This is a genomic window from Streptomyces sp. NL15-2K, assembly GCF_030551255.1.
In the GTDB taxonomy this organism is placed as follows: domain Bacteria; phylum Actinomycetota; class Actinomycetes; order Streptomycetales; family Streptomycetaceae; genus Streptomyces.
The window spans coordinates 4,668,481-4,687,199 of sequence record NZ_CP130630.1 but is presented as its reverse complement, the minus strand read 5'-3'; the positions used below and the strand labels follow the sequence as shown (position 1 = coordinate 4,687,199).

11 protein-coding genes and 1 pseudogene are annotated in these 18,719 nt (G+C 67.9%); all 12 read left to right on the top strand.

What is annotated here, in order from left to right; all coding sequences use genetic code 11:
- Positions 1–113: 113 nt before the first annotated feature.
- The 12 genes and pseudogenes from Q4V64_RS20830 (at position 114) to Q4V64_RS20775 (ending at position 18,713) form a co-directional block, all read left to right on the top strand.
- Complete coding sequence (locus Q4V64_RS20830) at positions 114–338, top strand: hypothetical protein (protein ID WP_124441625.1); 225 nt, start codon at positions 114–116, stop codon at positions 336–338.
- On the top strand, positions 239–1,156 hold the full coding sequence (locus Q4V64_RS20825) for an ATP-binding protein (protein WP_348540804.1): 918 nt from the start codon (positions 239–241) through the stop codon (positions 1,154–1,156). The genes Q4V64_RS20830 and Q4V64_RS20825 overlap by 100 nt, the downstream gene beginning before the upstream one ends.
- Before the next feature lie 414 nt (positions 1,157–1,570).
- Positions 1,571–2,359, top strand: a complete 789-nt coding sequence (locus Q4V64_RS20820; protein WP_124445797.1) for a Hint domain-containing protein — start codon at positions 1,571–1,573, stop codon at positions 2,357–2,359.
- Between the two features lie 11 nt (positions 2,360–2,370).
- Positions 2,371–2,850 carry a DUF4265 domain-containing protein gene (locus Q4V64_RS20815; RefSeq protein WP_124445796.1) on the top strand — a complete coding sequence of 160 codons (480 nt, stop codon included), beginning with the start codon at positions 2,371–2,373 and terminating at the stop codon, positions 2,848–2,850.
- Between the two features lie 203 nt (positions 2,851–3,053).
- Entirely contained in the window at positions 3,054–3,242 is a 189-nt protein-coding gene (locus Q4V64_RS20810) for a hypothetical protein (protein WP_124445795.1), read from the top strand.
- Positions 3,239–4,030, top strand: coding sequence for an ATP-binding protein (locus tag Q4V64_RS20805; protein WP_303710959.1), 792 nt, complete (start codon positions 3,239–3,241; stop codon positions 4,028–4,030). Before Q4V64_RS20810 ends, Q4V64_RS20805 begins: the two co-directional genes overlap by 4 nt.
- Positions 4,031–4,508: 478 nt before the next feature.
- Positions 4,509–4,741, top strand: a pseudogene (locus tag Q4V64_RS20800) (ISAzo13 family transposase); the annotation flags it as partial.
- 11 nt (positions 4,742–4,752) lie between these two features.
- Complete coding sequence (locus tag Q4V64_RS20795) at positions 4,753–5,445, top strand: hypothetical protein (RefSeq protein WP_124441627.1); 693 nt, start codon at positions 4,753–4,755, stop codon at positions 5,443–5,445.
- A 383-nt stretch (positions 5,446–5,828) separates the two neighbouring features.
- The gene (locus tag Q4V64_RS20790; protein WP_172629312.1) at positions 5,829–6,326 is read left to right on the top strand and encodes a DUF4265 domain-containing protein; all 498 of its coding nucleotides are present in this window, start codon (positions 5,829–5,831) and stop codon (positions 6,324–6,326) included.
- A 237-nt stretch (positions 6,327–6,563) separates the two neighbouring features.
- Positions 6,564–6,854 carry a hypothetical protein gene (locus Q4V64_RS20785; protein WP_124441630.1) on the top strand — a complete coding sequence of 97 codons (291 nt, stop codon included), beginning with the start codon at positions 6,564–6,566 and terminating at the stop codon, positions 6,852–6,854.
- Complete coding sequence (locus tag Q4V64_RS20780; RefSeq protein WP_124441631.1) at positions 6,851–7,165, top strand: hypothetical protein; 315 nt, start codon at positions 6,851–6,853, stop codon at positions 7,163–7,165. The genes Q4V64_RS20785 and Q4V64_RS20780 overlap by 4 nt, the downstream gene beginning before the upstream one ends.
- A gap of 613 nt (positions 7,166–7,778) precedes the next feature.
- Positions 7,779–18,713 carry a LamG-like jellyroll fold domain-containing protein gene (locus tag Q4V64_RS20775; RefSeq protein ID WP_124441632.1) on the top strand — a complete coding sequence of 3,645 codons (10,935 nt, stop codon included), beginning with the start codon at positions 7,779–7,781 and terminating at the stop codon, positions 18,711–18,713.
- Positions 18,714–18,719 lie beyond the last annotated feature (6 nt).

Here is an 18,719-nt window from a genome sequence, read left to right as displayed (position 1 = left end):
GACGACCGATCAATCAACTCACGGGCTGGAAGCAACTGTTCTCCGTGCCGACCGGCCGATACCGCGCTGAACGTTTTCCCCTGCCGCTCCGCCAGCGGCAGACTTCTCAGCGTGTGACTGTCGGTCCGGAGCTGTGCCGCCCTGTCCTTGCTGTCCGTCCCCGGTGCGGGCCCATCGACGGCGCCTCAACACCTCTGGTCCGCCCCTACCTCACTGCATACGAGCGTGCGGAGAAGGCATGCCTCCAGCGCCTGCGCCCGGACATCCTCTGGTGCGCGACGTACGGCGTCGATCTCGGCGTCCACGACGTCCACGCCTGCACGGGAGCGGCCTCGTGAACGGCATGAAGGGTGAGGCGGACCGGGTACGGCTTCTGCCCTGGACCGGCATCCACGGCCAGCCCTGCCTCCTCCTCACGGACGGTGAGGGGGGTGCCGCGTCCCGGCTCGCCGATCGGATCGAGGACATGCAACTTGGATTGGCGGACCGGCTTGTGGGCCGTACACGAGATGTGCTCCCGGCACGAGAGTCGAATGCGGGTGAATTCGGTCAACTGGCAGCGCAACTGGCTGATGCGCTCACCGACGTGCTGCTCATTGCCAGGTCCCGGGGCGCCCGACTCAGCGGACCCGGAAAGCCCAGCGCTTTCGGTGACGGACCTCCCGCAGTACCGTCACCCGCGGGGGCCATCCACGATGTCCTCGCTCACAGCTCGGCCCAGCCCCACGGGTTCGGATCGCTGACCTTCCCCGGCCGCGACCTCACCTCCGCACGTACCGCCCGGCGCTACGTGCGCGAGACCGCACGATCATGGGGCCTGCCTCCCAGCACGGCGGACGACCTGGAGACGATCGCCGGCGAACTGGTCGCCAACGCCCTGGAGCACAGCGACAGCCGCACCATCACGGTCACCTGTGCCCTCATTGCCGAGAGGGTCACCATCAGTGTGACCGACGAGGGCGATATCAACACCCCGCTGGCCTGTGCACCGACCCGACCGCCGGGACCGGAGCAGGAACACGGACGCGGACTGCTGATTACCGAGGCGCTTTCCGTTCGGTGGGGAACCCGGCAGACGGGTAACGGCCTGACAGTCTGGGCCGAACTCGACACCGAGCCGCGAGAGCCTGCCCACGACCCGACCTGCGTCAGCTGACCGGCAGCCGTCACCGTCTTATGAGAGTGACGCGCTGGACACAGGGTCAGGTTCGGATCTGCCACTGGCTGCGTGTTCGGGCGCGGAGAGGCAGGTGTGGGAGCCGACGGACGAGGCGACGTGCGTTCTACGGTCCAGGTAGTGAGCGGCTGATGGCTCTCAGGGCGGCGGAGAACACTCTGTACCTGGGGGATAGGCACTTCTGGTCAAGGCGGATGCGTCCGCCCTCGGCGGTGCGGCTTCCGGTGCGGTGGGTCGCCGCGAGCAGGGGTGCAGCGCGAGCGGGGCGGCCAAGGCCGCGACGGTCGGTGCCGTCACCGGTGGTGAGTTCGGGGCGCGGTCAGCAAATACGGGCAGAAGGCCAAAACCTGCAGCACCACCCCGCACAGCTTCACCGGCCTGACCGGTGTGCTGATGGCCAACGGCATGGTCAAGCCGATCTCCGAGGTCAAGGCCGGGGACTACGTCCTGACTGCCGAGCCCGGCAAGAAGAAGAAGGAGAGCCACCGGGTCAAGCAGGTGATCGTCACCAAGACCGACCGCAACTACGTCGACGTGATCGTCGATACCAAGGCCGGTCCCAAGACGATCCAGACCACCAAGCACCACCAGTTCTATGAGGCCAGTCGCAACGCCTGGACCCAGGCCGGCGATCTGAAGGCGGGCCATGAGCTCCAGAACGGTGACGGTGCCCCGACCCGGATCGTCGAGGTCAAGTCGTACACGGCGCAGCGCGTCACCTACGACCTGAGCATCGAGGACCTGCACACGTACTATGTCGTCGCAGGGCCGTCGGCTGTTCTGGTACACAACGCGAGGCCTGGTCCGGATGGCTCCTGCCAGCTGCCGTTGTTCGTTCTGGGCGACGGTGAGACGTCGAGTGCGGCTCAGCGAGCGGCCAGCTTGCCGGGCGGCGGTACCAGAGTCGGTCAGGCGGCGGTGCGTCAGCAGTTGATCGACTCCGTACCGGACGGCGAGTCCTTCCAGTGTTGGAGATGCGGCATGGAGACGGACAACCCGGACAACCTGCATCTCGGGCACAAGAACGTACCGACGTCCAAGGGCGGCAATCTTGCGCCCGAAAATGTGTGTCTCGAAGGAGCGGCATGCAATCTCAGCGCAAACAACCGCGGCGGGGTGAAACCCGGCAGATCGTGTGCTGAACGAGGTAGTTGCGGCGCACCCTATCGAAGAAAAGACTAGGAGTCGACGGCATGTCACGGCGTGTAGTTTCCCTGTTCGCCGCCAAAAGGAAGTCAGGTGAGCCGCTGCTCGAAGATGTGCTCGTCGACGAGTTGGACACGGAGAACGAGTACAGGGTTGTCGCTTCACCAGGACTGGTGCTCGGAGTGGCCGCAGGGGATGTTCTGCGAGTCAACCCGGAATCCGGTGAATTCGATGTCCTCTCAAGGGGAGGGAACATCTGTGTTCACTTTTACGGTGACCACTCCGTGGGCGACTCCGTGGCCGAGGCGATTCGCCCGCTGGGCGGACGTATGGATGGGCGGGCCCGGAACCTGACGGTCCTGACGGTCCCGGTGGCCAGCGGCTTCGGAGAGCTGGAGAGCATCCTGAATCACGCAGCCGAGGAGAATACCAGTGCCGAGTGGTATTACGGGAATGTCTACGACCCCGAAGACGGCGTCACTCCGCTCAGCTGGGTTGTAAGCTCCTCCGAATCACCATCTGAGTAGCCAAGCCAGGTGGTCATGACAGGGCGCTCCCGCCGTGAGGCGGGGGCGCCCCGTTCGTATAGCCAGGTCATGGCCGCGCGCTGCCCAAGCCTTCGTATGCAACCGTCGCGGATTTGTGCGCTTCCTGCGATCGATCGTCCGGGATGATCGCGTACGTCATCCGTTCGCACGTCGATCCGAAAGCGCGGAAGACCCTGCCCCCCATGCTCCAGTACTTTTTCATCGCCGTGGGAATCCCCGTCTCCGCCCTGGTCCGCCCCTATCTCACCGCGTACGAGCGTGAGGAGAAGGCCCGGCTGCAGCGGCTGCACCGAGACATCCTGTGGTGTGCCACGTACGGCGTTGACCTGGACACCCGCGACATCCACGCCTGCCTGGGAGCGGCGTCATGAACGGTGAGGACACCCGTGTACGGCTCCTGCCCTGGACCGGCGCCCACGGCCAGCCGTGCCTCCTCCTCACCGACGGCGTCGGCACCGCCTCCCAGATCGCCGACCGGATCGAGGCCTTGCAACTCGGGCTCGCGGACCGGCTTGTGGGCCGTACACGAGATGTGCTCCCGGCACGAGAGTCGAATGCGGGTGAATTCGGTCAACTGGCAGCGCAACTGGCTGATGCGCTCACCGACGTGCTGCTCATTGCCAGGTCCCGGGGCGCCCGACTCAGCGGACCCGGAAAGCCCAGCGCTTTCGGTGACGGACCTCCCGCAGTACCGTCACCCGCGGGGGCCATCCACGATGTCCTCGCTCACAGCTCGGCCCAGCCCCACGGGTTCGGATCGCTGACCTTCCCCGGCCGCGACCTCACCTCCGCACGTACCGCCCGGCGCTACGTGCGCGAGACCGCACGATCATGGGGCCTGCCTCCCAGCACGGCGGACGACCTGGAAACGATCGCCGGCGAACTGGTCGCCAACGCCCTGGAGCACAGCGACAGCCGCACCATCACGGTCACCTGTGCCCTCATTGCCGAGAGGGTCACCATCAGTGTGACCGACGAGGGCGATATCAACACCCCGCTGGCCTGTGCACCGACCCGACCGCCGGGACCGGAGCAGGAACACGGACGCGGACTGCTGATTACCGAGGCGCTTTCCGTTCGGTGGGGAACCCGGCAGACGGGTAACGGCCTGACAGTCTGGGCCGAACTCGACACCGCGCCGCGAGAGTCTACCCAATGACCTGCGCCGTCACTCTCGTAAGACGGTGACAGGGCCGGTCAGCTGACGCACGTCGAATCGGACCTGTGCCTGAACGCGCTGAACATAGGGTCAGTTTCGGATCTGCGGCTGGCTGCGTGTTCGGGCGCGGAGAGGCGGGTTGCGAGCCGACGGACGAGGCGACGTGTGTCTACGGTCCGGGCAGTGAGCGGCTGATGCAGGGAGATAAGTTCCGTGTGCCGCCCAGTGGCCCCCGTGGGATTCTCGACGGGGGCCACTGAGGCGTTTGACGGCAACGGTGACGGCAACATCAGCGGACGACGGGTGTGGCGGGCGGGTCCTCGGGGGCGTCGTCGTGACCCGGAGGGCGTGGCCCAGGTGTCGATGGCTTGGCGTTGGTGGCGGAGTCGGACGTGGACGTAGACGCCGGCGGTGACGCCGATGGGGGAGTGTCCGAGGGCAGCGGCGGGTGCACCCGCGTCTTCTTTGATCACGACGTCTGGTCCCTGCCTTGCTGTCACTTATCGAGCCTGATCAGCGTGGTGATCCGGAGTCCCCGCTGCGCTGGACGGTCAAGTCCACCCGGCACTTGGCGGCCGAGCTGACCCGCCAGGGGCACCAGGTCGGCCATGACACCGTCGCCACCCTGCTGAAGGCCGGGGGATTCTCCTTGCAGAGCACCTCGCGTACCACCGAAGGCGCTCGCCCCCCGACCGCGACGCGCAGTTTCGAAGGACGACTGATTGGCGTATGAAGTGAGATTCGAAAAACAGAAATTCCAGAAAATCAAGTCCATCGGAAGTGGTCGCGTAATTTCGGACTACGAGTTGGTTCGATGCGAGTTCAACGGGTGTGACCTGGCACAGTTCGATGATCCTGGCTTGGGTCTGGTGGCGCGGAATGTGATGGCGGAGCGTGTCACCGCCAAGCGGTCTTTCGCGGATGGTGTCCGCTTCGAAGACGTGGTGGTAGACGGGTTTGCTACACCGTCGGTCATGCACCTGAACGGCTGTATGTTCCGGCGCGTGACCCTGCGGGGGTGTATCGGTCCTGTCATGACGACGCCGCCCAATTATTCGCTCCTGGACGAGATGCAAGCGGCCTTTGCGGCGGGCATTGAGGCGTTCTACTCGGACGCCGACCCTGATGTGGACTGGGCCCTCGACATCTCGGAGGCAGAATTCGAGGAGGTCGACTTGTACTACGTCCCAGGCCATCTCGTGCGACGGAACCCGGAGACCCAGTTTCTGTTGCATCGGGATAGACTCTCGAGGGTTGACCTTGGATCCCTTTCGACGTTTGCGAAGATCGCTGTCGATCGGTTCGAAGTAACTCCGTTCGACTCGATCGTGGCTGTAACTCCACGCCGCTCCAGCTATTTCACCGAGGCGCTGGCCGGGTATCAGGAACTGAGGGATCTGGGGGTGGCCGACTAGCAGTCGGAAAACGGTTCAAGCCGTATAAGGGCCACGCCGCCGGTATCGCACGGTGGCGTGGCCCTGTTATTTCATGCCACGCTTTTCGAGGGGAATAAAGTGCGCGCATCCGACTTGGGGCGATGTGCGCGACCGCCGCCCGCAGCGCGTCGGGCGTCAGCTCCGGCACGGGGATTAGCGGGCCGTCGGGCTGAGCGCTCATGAGATCTCCGGTGCGGGTGGTGCGCTCTTCGTGCGGTACCGGGGGCGGGGCTGGGTCCTCAAGGGGGTGCGGCCTCGGCTCTCTTCGTTTGACGACCCGGGCTACCGAACCGGAGGCACCTCGGCGTCCTGCTGGGGTGCCTGGCCCGCTTATGCTGGCAGAGAGCCTCAGGAGTGATTTTGTGAGCAAGACCTACATCGTTCACGACGACCCAGCGATCCTGTCCGATCGGCAGCGCATCGCCATGGTGGACCTCGCACCTTTCGGCTTCCCAGATCAGTTGGAGCAGATCTGGCTCGGCCATCGCGATGATGGTCTTTTCGTGATGCAATGCATTCCGTTCCGCATCTACGGACTTTCGTTGTTCGACGTCGTACGGATCGACGAGAACGATACGCTGACGGAGGTTGTCTCTTCCGGCGGTCACCGGACAATGCGTGCCTTGATTGTGCCGGGGCTTACTGACGCGGAGGTGGTCGCCCTCGCAGATCGAGTGAACTCACTGGCTCAGCGCGAGGGCTTCGGCCGGGAGTGGAGCGGTGACCGCCATGTGGCCGTTAACATTCCGGAAGGCGGGGATCCAGGTCCTCTGGTGGCGCTGATGAGTGAACAGCGCGCAGCGGGAAAGCTGTTCTGGGAATGGAGCGACATGAAGCCTTTCCGAACTGCAGGAGTGTAGCAAAACGCAGGTAGGAGAATCCGTCGATTTCTGTCGCATTTAGCGGATCTCTCGATATTTCGGATCCGAAGGGCTGTAGCAATCCTGACTCGATGCGATCGTCCGGTGCGGACGCGGAACCCCGATGCCCGCTGGGCGGTGGCCTACGAGCTCGGGATCGACCGGCCGTAGCCACAGCGCGGCGCATCGCGCACCGGTACCGTGAAACCGACAACACGAACGGGAGCCACGACCGTCATGACGACACACCCGGCAGACTCCGGCCCGCCCCACCTGCCCCCCATGCGCACCATCGGCGAACTCCGCGCCGCCCTCACCATGGGCTACGGCTTCCCCGGCGATGCCGACGACTTCGAGGCCGAACTGGCCCGAGAGATCAACCACGCCGACCCCGCCGACCTCACGGGCATCGTCCGCCTGGTCGAGGAGTTCCGCGGCCGGATCATCGCCCGCCGGGACCCCGGCTTCGATGCCGCCATCGCCGCGGCCGTCGGCGAAATCCGTGCGGCCCGGGGAATCACCCAGTGACCGAGGGGCCACAGCAGATCATCGCCGAGATCACACAAGAGGCCCGCGCCCGCTGCCAGGCCATCGGCGGTGGAGCTCTCGAAGCCGTTGAGGCCCTGCGCGCCGAGCTGGAGAAGAACCCGACGCTAGGTCGGCGCGCCCGCAGCGCTGTCGCAGGGATGAAGATCTACACGACGCGGCTGGAAGGCACGGACCTGCGTCCGGCCCTCACCGTCACCTATGTCTACGATGCCCCACCGCCCGAGCCCGGCCTGATTCGCATCGCTCTCGTATCTCCTGTCCGCTTCGCCGGCGGCGGGACCGAGTCCTGAACCCGGCCGCAAAGCGTGGCACCCGAGCCACCGCAGATCCCGGCCGCCGCACTGAAACTCTCCCGCCCGGACCCCGGACCCCGGACCCCGGACGGCCGCCCGGCTCGAAGAGCAAGCAGCGCGCCAAGCCCCCCGACGCCGGCAAGACCGTCGAACGCAAGCCGAGTCGATCAAGAAACACCAAGCCCGCCGAGGTTGACCGGAAAGCCGCACGTGCTGACGAATCGACGCGTCCGGGCCGCGCGCGGCGCTCCATCAGAGCACCTCATGCGTGAAGACTCGGTGTGGCCTGATTGAGGAGTTCGCAAAGGCGGCCACCGGTCGCAAACGGGCAAGCGTTGGCAAATCGGTCAGGTTGAGTAAGAGGCGGTCAAGCCAGGTGCAAGATCGCGCCTCGGCTCTGTCCACAGGTCGTTCACAGCGGGCAAGATCGGCGAGCTTCGTGTCGCTTTCCCTGATCGTTGGAGTCCACGCCGTGCTGCCTGTCCGGTCGTTGAGTCGCCGTCCGCGCCGCCACAGACCTGTGGTCGGCGCACGCCGTTACCGTCTGCGCCGCCACAGACCGGTGGTCGGCGCACGCCGTTCCCGTCGTCGTGCGCTGCGCGGTGTCGCGATGCTCGTGCTCACCGCCCTGGCCCTGATGCTGACGACGAACCAGGCCGTCGCCGAGGGCTTGGAGTTGGGCAGCGTCGACCTGCCGAGCCTGAGCCTCGCCTCGCTGGCGTCCTGGTTCACGGACCCGCACTGGGGCAAACTGCCGCACCAGCAGTCCGGCACCGCGGCCGGCCACCGCCATCAGGTGTCCGCCGCCGCGACCGCCGCCCACCGCGGCGCGGGCCGGGCCCCCGGCAAGGGCAAGGGTGAACTCCCCGCCTACCGGGCGCACACGCCGGCCACCAAGCAGGGCCGCAGCGCCGGCACCGCCCACTTCAACGCCAAGACCAGCAAGCGCAGCGCCACCCGGTCCTCGCGGACGGAGACCGTCTACGACAACGCGGACGGTTCCGTCACCCGCCGAATATCCCCGAGCCCGGTCAACTACCAGGTCGGCAAGGGAAGATGGGCGCCGATCGACATCGACGTGCGGGCCGGTCCGGACGGACGCTGGCACGAGCGGGCCAACTCCCTCGCCGTCGACTTCGCCGCCCGGGCCACCGACCCCGCGCTCGCCTCCCTCGCGACCGACACGAAGCACCGCGTCGCGTACGCCCTGAAGGGCGCCGCCCCCGTGAAGGGCACCGCGGACGGTTCGACCGTCACGTACGGACACGTCCTCGACGCCACCGACCTGAAGCTCGCCCCCACGGCGACCGGCGTCAAGGAGTCCGTGGTCCTCGACTCCGCGGACGCGGACAACTCCTGGACCTTCCCCCTCACCCTTGAGGGCCTCACACCCGTCCAGCACACCGAAAACGGCTGGATCGACCTCCGCGACCCGGCCGGCGAGACCGTCGAGCGCATCCCTCCGGCGTACGCCTACGACTCCAAGGTGAACCCGCGCTCCGGCGACCCGGCCACCACCCACCTCGTCACCACCGAGCTCGTCCACGACCAGGACGGCTACGCGCTGAAGGTGACCCTCGACAGCGCCTGGCTGCACGCCGAGGACCGCGTCTTCCCGGTCACCGTCGACCCGACCGTCGACGACGGCTGGACCACCACCTACGCCGAGTCCGGCGCCGCCGGCGACCACTCCTACGAGCAGACCGTCAAGGTCGGCTCCTACGACTCCGGCACCCACTCCGCCAACAGCTTCGTCAACCACTGGGACACCGCCTGGGACGGCAGCAACGCCACCGTCACCTCCGCGAACCTGCACCTGTTCGACACCTGGGCCTCCACCTGCACGGCGGAACGTTTCGACGTCGCGCTCGTGACCAGCGCCTGGACCCCCGAGGGCGTCACCAGCTACCCCGGCCCGTCCAAGGGCTCCTCCATCGGCGGTGCCACCCCGAGCGTGCCGCACGCCTGCGCCAACACCGCCGCCGACCGCACCGTCGGCGACTGGGTCTCCGTCCCGCTGTCGACGTCCGCGATCCAGGGCTGGTTCAGCGGCACGAGCGCCGACCACGGCCTGGCGGTGTACGCGTCGACGGCCGACGCCCTGCACTGGAAGCAGTTCGGCTCCTTCAACGACCCGAGCAACGGCCCCTGGATCGAGGTCACGTACACCGGCAACACCGCCCCGCAGCTGTACGAGCAGTTCCCGGCCGACAACGCGGTCGTGGGCACGACCACCCCGGAGCTCACGGCCTGGGCGGGCGGCGCCAACTCCACCAGCGGCAGCAGCAACCAGTACCTGTTCCAGGTCTACGACGCGGCCGGCACCAAGGTCGCCGACTCGGGCCTGGTCTCCACCGGCGACTGGACCGTGCCCGCAGGCAAGCTCGCCTGGGGCAAGAACTACAGCTGGCAGGTGCAGGCGTACGACTCCACTACCAACCTGTACTCGCCCGCCGACCCGTACGAGCTGTCCGTACAGGTACCGCAGACCGTGATCACCTCCGGTCTGTCCCAGAACAGCAGCGACCACGGTTTCGACGCGTCCATCGGCAACTACACCACCTCCGACACCGACGCCTCGATCTCCACCGTCGGCCCGTCCCTGGACGTCGACCGCGACTACAACTCCCGCGACGCGCGCTGGACGGGCGCGTTCGGCACCGGCTGGTCGAGCATCTTCGACGCGCGGGCGACCGAGCAGTACACCCCCTCGGGCGCGGTCGCCAGCGTGCAGGTGACCTACCCCGACGGCTCCCAGGTCGGGTACGGCAAGAACGGCGACGGCACCTTCACACCCGGCAACGGACGCTTCGCCACCTTCACGTCGGTCACCGGCGGCTACACCCTGACCGACAAGGACGACACCCTTTACACCTTCACCCAGTCCCTGGGTGCCGGCGCCTACGGCCTGACCTCGGTGACCGACGCGAACGGCCGCGCCGTCAACCTCACCTGGACCAGCGGCCACATCACCAAGATGACCTCCGCGGTCTCCGCCCGTTCCCTCAACCTCACCTGGTCCACTCCGACCGGCGCGCTCGCCGCGCACGTGGCGAGCGTCGTCACCGATCCCGTCACCTCCGGCGACGCGACGACGGCCCAGACGTGGACCTACGGCTACACCGGCGACCAACTGACCAAGGTCTGTTCGCCGCTGTCGACCACCAAGTGCACGGTGTACGGCTACACCACCGGCTCCGGCTACCGGAACGCGGCCCTCGACCTCGACCCGCACGCCTTCTGGCCGCTGTCGGAGACCACCGGCACCAGCGCCAAGGACGCCGTTCTCGCCAACGAGGGCACCACCGACGCCACGTACGAGAACGTCACCCTCGGCCAGACAGGCCCGCTGACCGGCTCCTCCGCGCCGGCGGCCGGCTTCAACGGCACCTCCTCCGACATCTCGTTGCCGAAGAACCTCGGCAACGACACCGACTCCGGCGCGCTCTCGCTCTGGTTCAAGACCTCGGCCGGGCCCGGCGTGCTCTACTCCTACGCCTCCCAGCCGATCGGCTCCGGGCAGGCGGCCGGCTTCTACACGCCGTCCGTCTACGTCGGAAGCGACGGCAAGCTGAACGCCGAGTTCTGGTACAGCGGCGGCATCAACCCGATCGTCACCTCCGCCTCCGTCGCCGACGGCAAGTGGCACCACGTCGTCCTGTCCGCGGCCGGCAACTCGCAGAGCCTCTACCTGGACAACGCCAAGGTCGGCTCGCGCTCGGGCACGATCTCCATCCAGAGCGCGGTCGCCTTCGGCAAGAACCAGTCGTTCAACTACCTGGGCACCGGCTTCCTCGGCGGCGGCTGGCCCGACGAGCCGCACTCCTCGACCTCCGACAAGACCGGCTACGCCACCTACTTCAACGGCTCCGTCGCGGACGTCGCCTGGTACGAACGCCCCTTGGTCGCGGCCGACGTCAACGCCCTCTACACGTACGGCACCCACAGCGCGAGCCTGCTGAACAGCGTCAAGCGGCCGTCCGGCAAGACGTACGCGGCGATGACGTACGACACGAACACCACCGCGCTGTCGCAGCTCACCGACGAGAACGGCGGCAGCTGGGCGCTCGGCGCCCCCACCGTCACCGGCTCCAGCGACACCTACCGCGGCGCCGTCCTCGGGGACGCGCCCTCGGAGTACTTCCGGCTCGGCGAGGCCGCCGGCGCGACCACGGCCGTGGACCAGGTGCGCGGCGGCAACGGCACCTACGGCGCCGTGACACTGGGCACCGCGGGGCCCTTCAGCGACCAGAAGGCCGCCACCTTCGACGGCTCGACCTCCTCGCTGACGCTGCCGGGCAACTCGGTGCCGGGCTCCGGCGCGGAGTCGACGAGCATGTGGTTCAAGACGACCACGGCGGACGGCGTCCTGCTCGGCGCGTCCAAGGACCCGCTGAGCGCGGGCACCACGACCACGAGCTACACGCCCGTGCTGTACGTGGGCAGCAGCGGCAAGCTGCACGGCGAGTTCTACTTCTCCGGCGGTTCCACCAAGCCCCTCGCCTCCGCCGCCGCCGTCACCGACGGCAAGTGGCACCACGTCGTGCTGTCGACGAGCGCCACCAGCCAGTCCATGTACCTCGACGGCACTCTGGTCGGCACCCAGACCGGCACCGCCGCGATGTCCGGGCAGACCTACACCTACGTCGGCGCCGGCTTCAACGGCGGCAACTGGCCGGACGAGGCGCACACCAGCTCCACCAGCAACACCGGGTACGCGACCCACTTCAAGGGTTCCGTCGCCGAGGTCGCCCTCTTCCGCTCCCAGCTCTCCGCCGCGGACGTCGCCGGGCAGTTCGAGGCCGCGAAGAACTCCACCGGGCTGCTGCCCGTGGAGACGGTGAAGGTCACCTCGCCGACCAGCTCCACGCTGACGTACACCTACGACGTCACCAACGGCAACCGGGCCCTGACCGAGATCGACGGACTGGGCAACAAGACCAGCTTCGGCTACGACTCGGCCGGCTTCGAGCACACCGTGACCGACCCCAACGGGGCCATGACCATCACCGGTCACGACGTGCGCGGAAACGTGGTGTCCTCCACGTCCTGCCAGGACCAGGCCGCGAACAAGTGCGACACCGAGTACTACACGTACTACCCCGACGACACCACGGCCCAGCTGACCACCGCCGACCCGCGCAACGACCAGCTACTGACCGAGCGCGACGGCCGGTCGGCCTCGGCCACCGACACCACGTACCTCACCCAGTACACGTACGACTCGGCCGGCAACCAGACCGCCATCACCGGCCCGGCCGTGCCCGGCTTTCCCAGCGGCCGCACCACCTCCACCGTCTACAGCGACGGCACCAGCACCTACCCCTCCGCCGACGGCGGCGTGGTGCCCAAGGGTCTGCCGGTGAAGACGGTCTCGCCGGGCGGCGCGGCCAACCAGGTGGCGTACCTCAAGAACGGCGACGTGGCCTCCACCACCGACGCCATCGGTCTGGTGACCACCTACACCTACGACGGCATCGGCCAGGTCCGCACCCAGAAAGTGGTCTCCGACACCTACCCGAACGGCCTGGTGACGACCTACCGCTACGACGCCGCCGGCCAGGTCGTCGAGGAGGACGACCCGCCCCTCATCGACCGCGTCACCGGCGCCACGCACTCCGCCGTCTCCACGACCGTCTACGACGAGGACGGCAACGTCACCTCGCAGACCGTCTCCGACGCGAGCGGCGGCGACACCGCACGCACCGAGACCCAGACCTATGACGCCTACGACCACCTGCTGACCGAGTCGGACGCCAACGCCGTCGCGGGTGCGTCCAACGGCGACACCACGACGTACTCGTACGACACCTCCGGCAACAAGACCAAGGAGGTGACGAGCGCCGGCAACGAGACCCGGTACACCTACAACGACAACGGCGACCTGCTCACGCAGGGCCTGATGTACACCGGCGACCCGGTGAGCCCGCAGACGGCGGCCCTGCTGACGGAGTCCTCCCGGGCCTACGACCCGGCCGGGCGGCTCGCGTCCGTCACCGACGCGATGGGCAACACCACGGCGTACACGTACACCGACGACGGCCTGACCGCGACGGTGAAGCGGACCAGCGCCGACGGCACCAGCAGTTACGTGCTGGAGTCGGACGTTTACGACGCGGCCGGCAACCTCACCCAGTCCACCACCGACAACGGCGAGACCGTCACCAAGTACGCGATCGACGCGGCCTCCCGCACCACGTCCACTGAGCTGGACCCGACCGGCGTGGACCGCGTGACCACGGTGTCGTACACCCCGGACGACCAGGTGGCCACCGAGAACGACCACGACTCCTCGGGCTACGACCGCACCACCACCAGCACGTACGACGACATGGGCAACCTGCTCAGCGAGACGCTGTACGGCGACGCCTCCGGGCACCCGGCCGGCTGGTGGAAGCTCAACCAGACCTCCGGCAGCAATGTCACCGACGCCTCCGGCACCGGCAACACCGCCACCGCCGGGTCGGGCGTGACCTGGTCGGACAGCGCGGCGAAGTTCGCGGGCACGACCACCGGCACCGGCGGCGTCGTCGCCACCAACAGCCCCGCCCTGGACACGACCGCCTCCTACACGGTCTCCGCCTGGGTCAACCTCGCCGACACCTCCACCTACCGCACCTTCGTCGCGCAGGGCGGCACCAACCGGGCCTCCTTCTACCTGCAGTACTCGAAGGCGGACAACGCCTACCGTTTCCATGCGGCCAGCTCGGACGCGGCCTCCCCGTCCGCGTTCTACGACGCCACGGCCACCGCGGCGCCGACGCTGAACACCTGGACGCACCTGGTCGGCGTCTTCGACTCGACCACCGGCTCGATGAAGCTGTACATCAACGGCGCACAGGCGGGCTCGGCCACCGACACCTCGCCGTGGACCGGCACCGGGCCGCTGTCGATCGGCGGTACCGAGACGGCGAACGGCACCACGAGCGACGTCGTCGCCGGCTCGGTCGGCGATGTGCAGGTGTACCAGCGGGCTCTGTCCGCCACTGACGTCACCTCGCTGTACGGCAAGGGCCGCACCGGCGGCACGGTCGGCTCCTCCGACGAGCAGACGACCAAGTACGCGTACGACAAGCGCGGCCTGCCGACGTCCACGACGGACGCCGACCAGAACACGACCACATACGCCTACGACGAGGCGGGCAACCTCGCGGTCACCACCGCGCCCGCCGTCCAGGCAGAGCCCGACGGCACCACCGCGGCGACCGTGCACCCCGTCACCACCAGCGGCTTCAACACCTTCGGCGAGGGCGTCGAGGAGCAGGACCCGAACGGTCTGGTGACGACGACGGCGTACGACGCCGACGGCGACAAGGTCTCCGAGACACTGCCGTCGTACACCCCGGCGGGCGCCTCCTCGCCCAACGCCGGCACCACCGTGTGGACGTACGACAGCGAGGGCAACCAGACCTCCGAGACCAGCCCGGGCGGCAGGACCACCTCGTACCTCTACGACCAGACGGGCAACCTCGCCCAGATCACGGCACCGGACGGCTCGAAGACGCACGCCACGTACGACACGGCGGGCGACCAACTGTCGGCGGCGGACGCCACGGGCGCGCAGACGCAGGCGACGTACGACTTCCTGGGCAGGCAGCTCACCTCGACGACGATGGAGCGCTATCCGTCGACGAGAACGCTGACGTCCACGAACTCGTACGCCATCACCACCGGCAACCCGTACGGCGCGCACACCGCGTCGACCACCTCGCCGGGCGGCGTGCAGACGTCGTACGGCTACAACCGGGCCGGTGACGTCACCTCGGTGACGGACGGCGCGGGCAACACCACCCACTACACCTACGACTTCCAGGGCAACCAGCAGAAGACGATCCTGGCGGACGGCACCTGGACGGAGACCGACTACAACGCCGCGGGCGACCCGGCGTACGACAAGCAGTACGACGCGAACAACAACCTGCTCGCCCAGACGTCGCAGCAGTACGACGGCGTGGGCAACCTGACGGCGGCGACCGACGCGAACGGCCACACCACACGCTGGACGTACGACGCGGCGAGCACGATCACGCAGCAGGTCGAGCCGGTGGACGCATTCACCTCGATCACCACGACCTTCGGCTACGACGCGGCGGGCAACCGCACCCGCTTCACCGACGGCCGGGGCAATTCCTGGCGCTACACGTACACGCCGTGGGGCCAGCAGGAGAAGGTGACCGAGCCGACGACCGCCACGTACACCTCGGCCGCCGACTCGACGACCACCTTCGCCTACGACGCGGACGGCCAGCTCACCACGGCCACACTGCCGGGCGGTGTCACCACGTCCATGACGTACGACGCCAACGGCCAGCTGAAGACCATGTCCGGCTCCGGCGCGGACGCGGCGACGGCGAAGCGCAGCTTCGACTACGACGCGGACGGCCGGGTACTGTCGGCGGACACGGACGAGGCGGGCATCGCGGGCGCGGTGGACCACCAGGCCGCCACACACGACGCGTTCACGTACGACGACCGTAGCGACGTCCTCACGGCGTCGGGCTCGGCCGGCTCCTCCAGCTTCACCTACAACGACGACGCGTCGATGCTGACCCGGACGGACGCGGCGGGCACCACGTCGTACGGCTACGACACGGCAGGCCGCCTGTCCTCGCTGGACGATCCGGCGACCGGCACACAACTGACGTACACCTACGGCCAGTTGAACGACCTGAAGTCGGTCAAGTACGGCTCGACGGGCCAGACACGCACCTTCGGCTACAACAGCTCCCACGACCTGACGAGCGATGTGCTGACGCAGGGCGCGTCGACGGTGGCGAGCTTCACGTACGGCTACGACCACAACGGCAACCTGACGTCGAAGACGACCACTGGGGTGTCGGGCGCGTCGGCGAACACCTACACCTACGACTGGTCGGACCGTCTGACGTCGTGGAACAACGGCACGAGCACGACGCAGTACGCGTACGACGCCTCGGGCAACCGGATCCGCAACGGCGCGGACGTGTACACGTACGACGCCCGTGACGAGCTGACGTCGGACGGCACGCACACCTACGGCTACTCGGCGCGCGGCACGATGACGCAGGAATCGCAGGCGTCGGGGTCGGTGGCCTACAAGACGGACGCGTTCGGCGGCCAGATCACGGCCGGGACGCAGTCGTACACGCTGGACGCGCTGGGCCGGAACATCACCGACACGGACACCGCGCAGCAGTCGACGCGCACCTTCGCCTATTCGGGCCCGGACAACACGATCGCCTCGGACGGCGACAACACCTACACGTACGACCCGGCGGGCGGTGTGATCGGCGTCAAGCCGACGGGCGGCAGCGGGGTGCTGGCGCTGACGGACCAGCACAACGACGTGGTGGGTACGTTCACGTCGGGCGCGACGTCCCTGGCGGGCTCGGCGTCGTACGACCCGCTGGGCAAGGTGGTCTCCCCGACCGACACGGTCACCGGTCAGCTGGGCTTCCAGTCGGGCTGGACGGAGCCGGGCTCGGGGGACGTGGGGACGGCATCGCGCTGGTACAACCCCGGCACGGGCCAGTTCCTGAACAAGGACAGCCTGTCGCTGGACGCGGTGCCCAACTCGGTGGCGGCGAACCCGTTCGCCTACGTCGACGACAACCCGATGGCCGGCACGGACGAGTCGGGCAACTGCTCCTGGTACGACGTGGTGTGCGGGGCGAAGAAGGCCGTGCACCACGTCAAGCACGCGGTGAAGCACGTCGTGCACAAGGTCTACCACGCGGTCAAGCACGTGGCACGGAAGATCGTCCACGCGGTCAAGCACGTGGCGCACAGGATCGTGCACCACGTGCGGGACGTGTACCACGCGACGGTGCGCGTGACGCGGCGCGTGTACCACTACGCGTCACGCCATGTCAGACGCGTGTATCACGCGGCGGTGCATGCGGTGCATACCGCGTATCACAAGGTGTCGCACGCGGCGCACCGCGTGGTGCACGCGGTCAAGCACGCGGCCCACAAGGTCGCGCACGCGGTGAAGAAGGCCGCGAAGGCGGTCGCCCATGCGACGCGGACGGCGTATCACGCGACGGTCTCGGCGGCGAAGACGGCGGCGAAGTTCGTGAAGCACCATGCCGCCGCGATCACCTCGTTCGTGGTCTCGACGGCGGTGTTCGCGGGCTGCGAGGCGGCGACCGCGGGCGTCGGCACGATCGGCTGCGCGGCGCTCGCGGGCGCGGCCGGCTCACTGGTGGAGCAGGGCTTCAAGTGCGCGCAGAACGGCGGCGGTGACTGCGGCGTGGGCGCGTTCGCGGGCTCGGCGGTCGAGGGCGCGGTTCTGGGTGCGGCGGGCGGAAAGCTGGGTGAGCTCGGCGGGAAGCTGCTGGCGAAGGTGGCGCCCAAGGCGATGGAGGCCGTGGGCGGGTTGTTCGGGAAGGGGGCCACTGAGGCAGGGGATTCCGCGGCGGCTGATGCCACGGACGCGGCCGCCTCTCGTGCGGAGGCTGAGGGGGCGGGGACGAGGAGTCAGTCGGAGTCGGGCAACAGCTGCCCGGTGCACAGCTTCACGGGCTCGACGCGCGTGCTGATGGCCGACGGCTCGGCGAAGGCGATCGACCAGGTGCGGGTGGGTGACACGATCACCAACTCGGTGCCTGGAACGGCCGGTACGCAGGCGCACAAGGTCACCGCGGTGATCGTGACGCACACGGACCACGATTTCGTCGACGTCACCCTCAAGAAGACACCCGGGTCGGCGGCGAAGCAGACGGTGAGAGGCGGGGCGAAATCCCTGGCCCGGAAGGTGGCGCGCAAGGCGGCGTTCGGCCTCGCGGCCTCGGCGGCGGTACTGGGCGCACTGGGAGCGAGCCACGGCCACGGCCAGGAGCCGGCGACAGCTCCGGTGGCGGCGGTCAGCAGCGCGACGCCCGCACAGGACGAGCACCTGACGACGACGTTCCATCACCCGTTCTACGACGAGACCCAGTCGGCGTTCGTCGACGCCAAGGACCTCCACTCCGGAGACACCCTCCAGACCCCGACCGGCACCACCGAGGTCACCGGCATCCGCCTGTACCACGCCAACACCACGACGTACGACCTCACGATCGGCAGCCTCCACACCTACTACGTGGAAGCCGGAAACACGCCGGTCCTCGTCCACAACTGCGACAACGTCGACCGTGCCGAGGAAATCCGGCGCGCGATTCATGACGGTTCGAGGGATGGAGGCAGGCCATACAAGAACCAGACTGTTTCTGTGGTTCGCGCCGACACGGGAGACGGCGTAGTCTCCGTGATTGCTGCCAGCGGAGATGGGCTGGCAGCCGCGCAGGTCGGGGCTCTTCGTGCCGGAGAAGTGCCGGCGCTGAACGACCCGGCCGAGCATGCTGAAGCCAATGCTCTGCAGCACATCGCAAACCAGGGGTGGACGGCAATTGACGGGGGCGCCAGCAGAAATGTGTGTCCCTACTGCGAAAATTCGATTCGGGATGCGGGGGGACAATTGACTGGCCCCGCCAGCTGGAAGGGTAGGATCAACTACTTCCTCAAGGGCATCCCGAAGTTCCAGTTCAGGTGGGGACAACGCTCCTTCAGTTTTGGCAGGAGGTGAGAGGAC

Bases quoted from the DNA above. Each gene is read 5' to 3' on its own strand.
- Q4V64_RS20810 (WP_124445795.1), top strand. From the start codon at position 3,054: ATGCTCCAGTACTTTTTCATCGCCGTGGGAATCCCCGTCTCCGCCCTG.
- Q4V64_RS20805 (WP_303710959.1), top strand. From the start codon at position 3,239: ATGAACGGTGAGGACACCCGTGTACGGCTCCTGCCCTGGACCGGCGCC.
- Q4V64_RS20815 (WP_124445796.1), top strand. From the start codon at position 2,371: ATGTCACGGCGTGTAGTTTCCCTGTTCGCCGCCAAAAGGAAGTCAGGT.
- Q4V64_RS20775 (WP_124441632.1), top strand. From the start codon at position 7,779: ATGCTCGTGCTCACCGCCCTGGCCCTGATGCTGACGACGAACCAGGCC.
- Q4V64_RS20825 (WP_348540804.1), top strand. From the start codon at position 239: ATGCCTCCAGCGCCTGCGCCCGGACATCCTCTGGTGCGCGACGTACGG.
- Q4V64_RS20820 (WP_124445797.1), top strand. From the start codon at position 1,571: ATGGCCAACGGCATGGTCAAGCCGATCTCCGAGGTCAAGGCCGGGGAC.
- Q4V64_RS20785 (WP_124441630.1), top strand. From the start codon at position 6,564: ATGACGACACACCCGGCAGACTCCGGCCCGCCCCACCTGCCCCCCATG.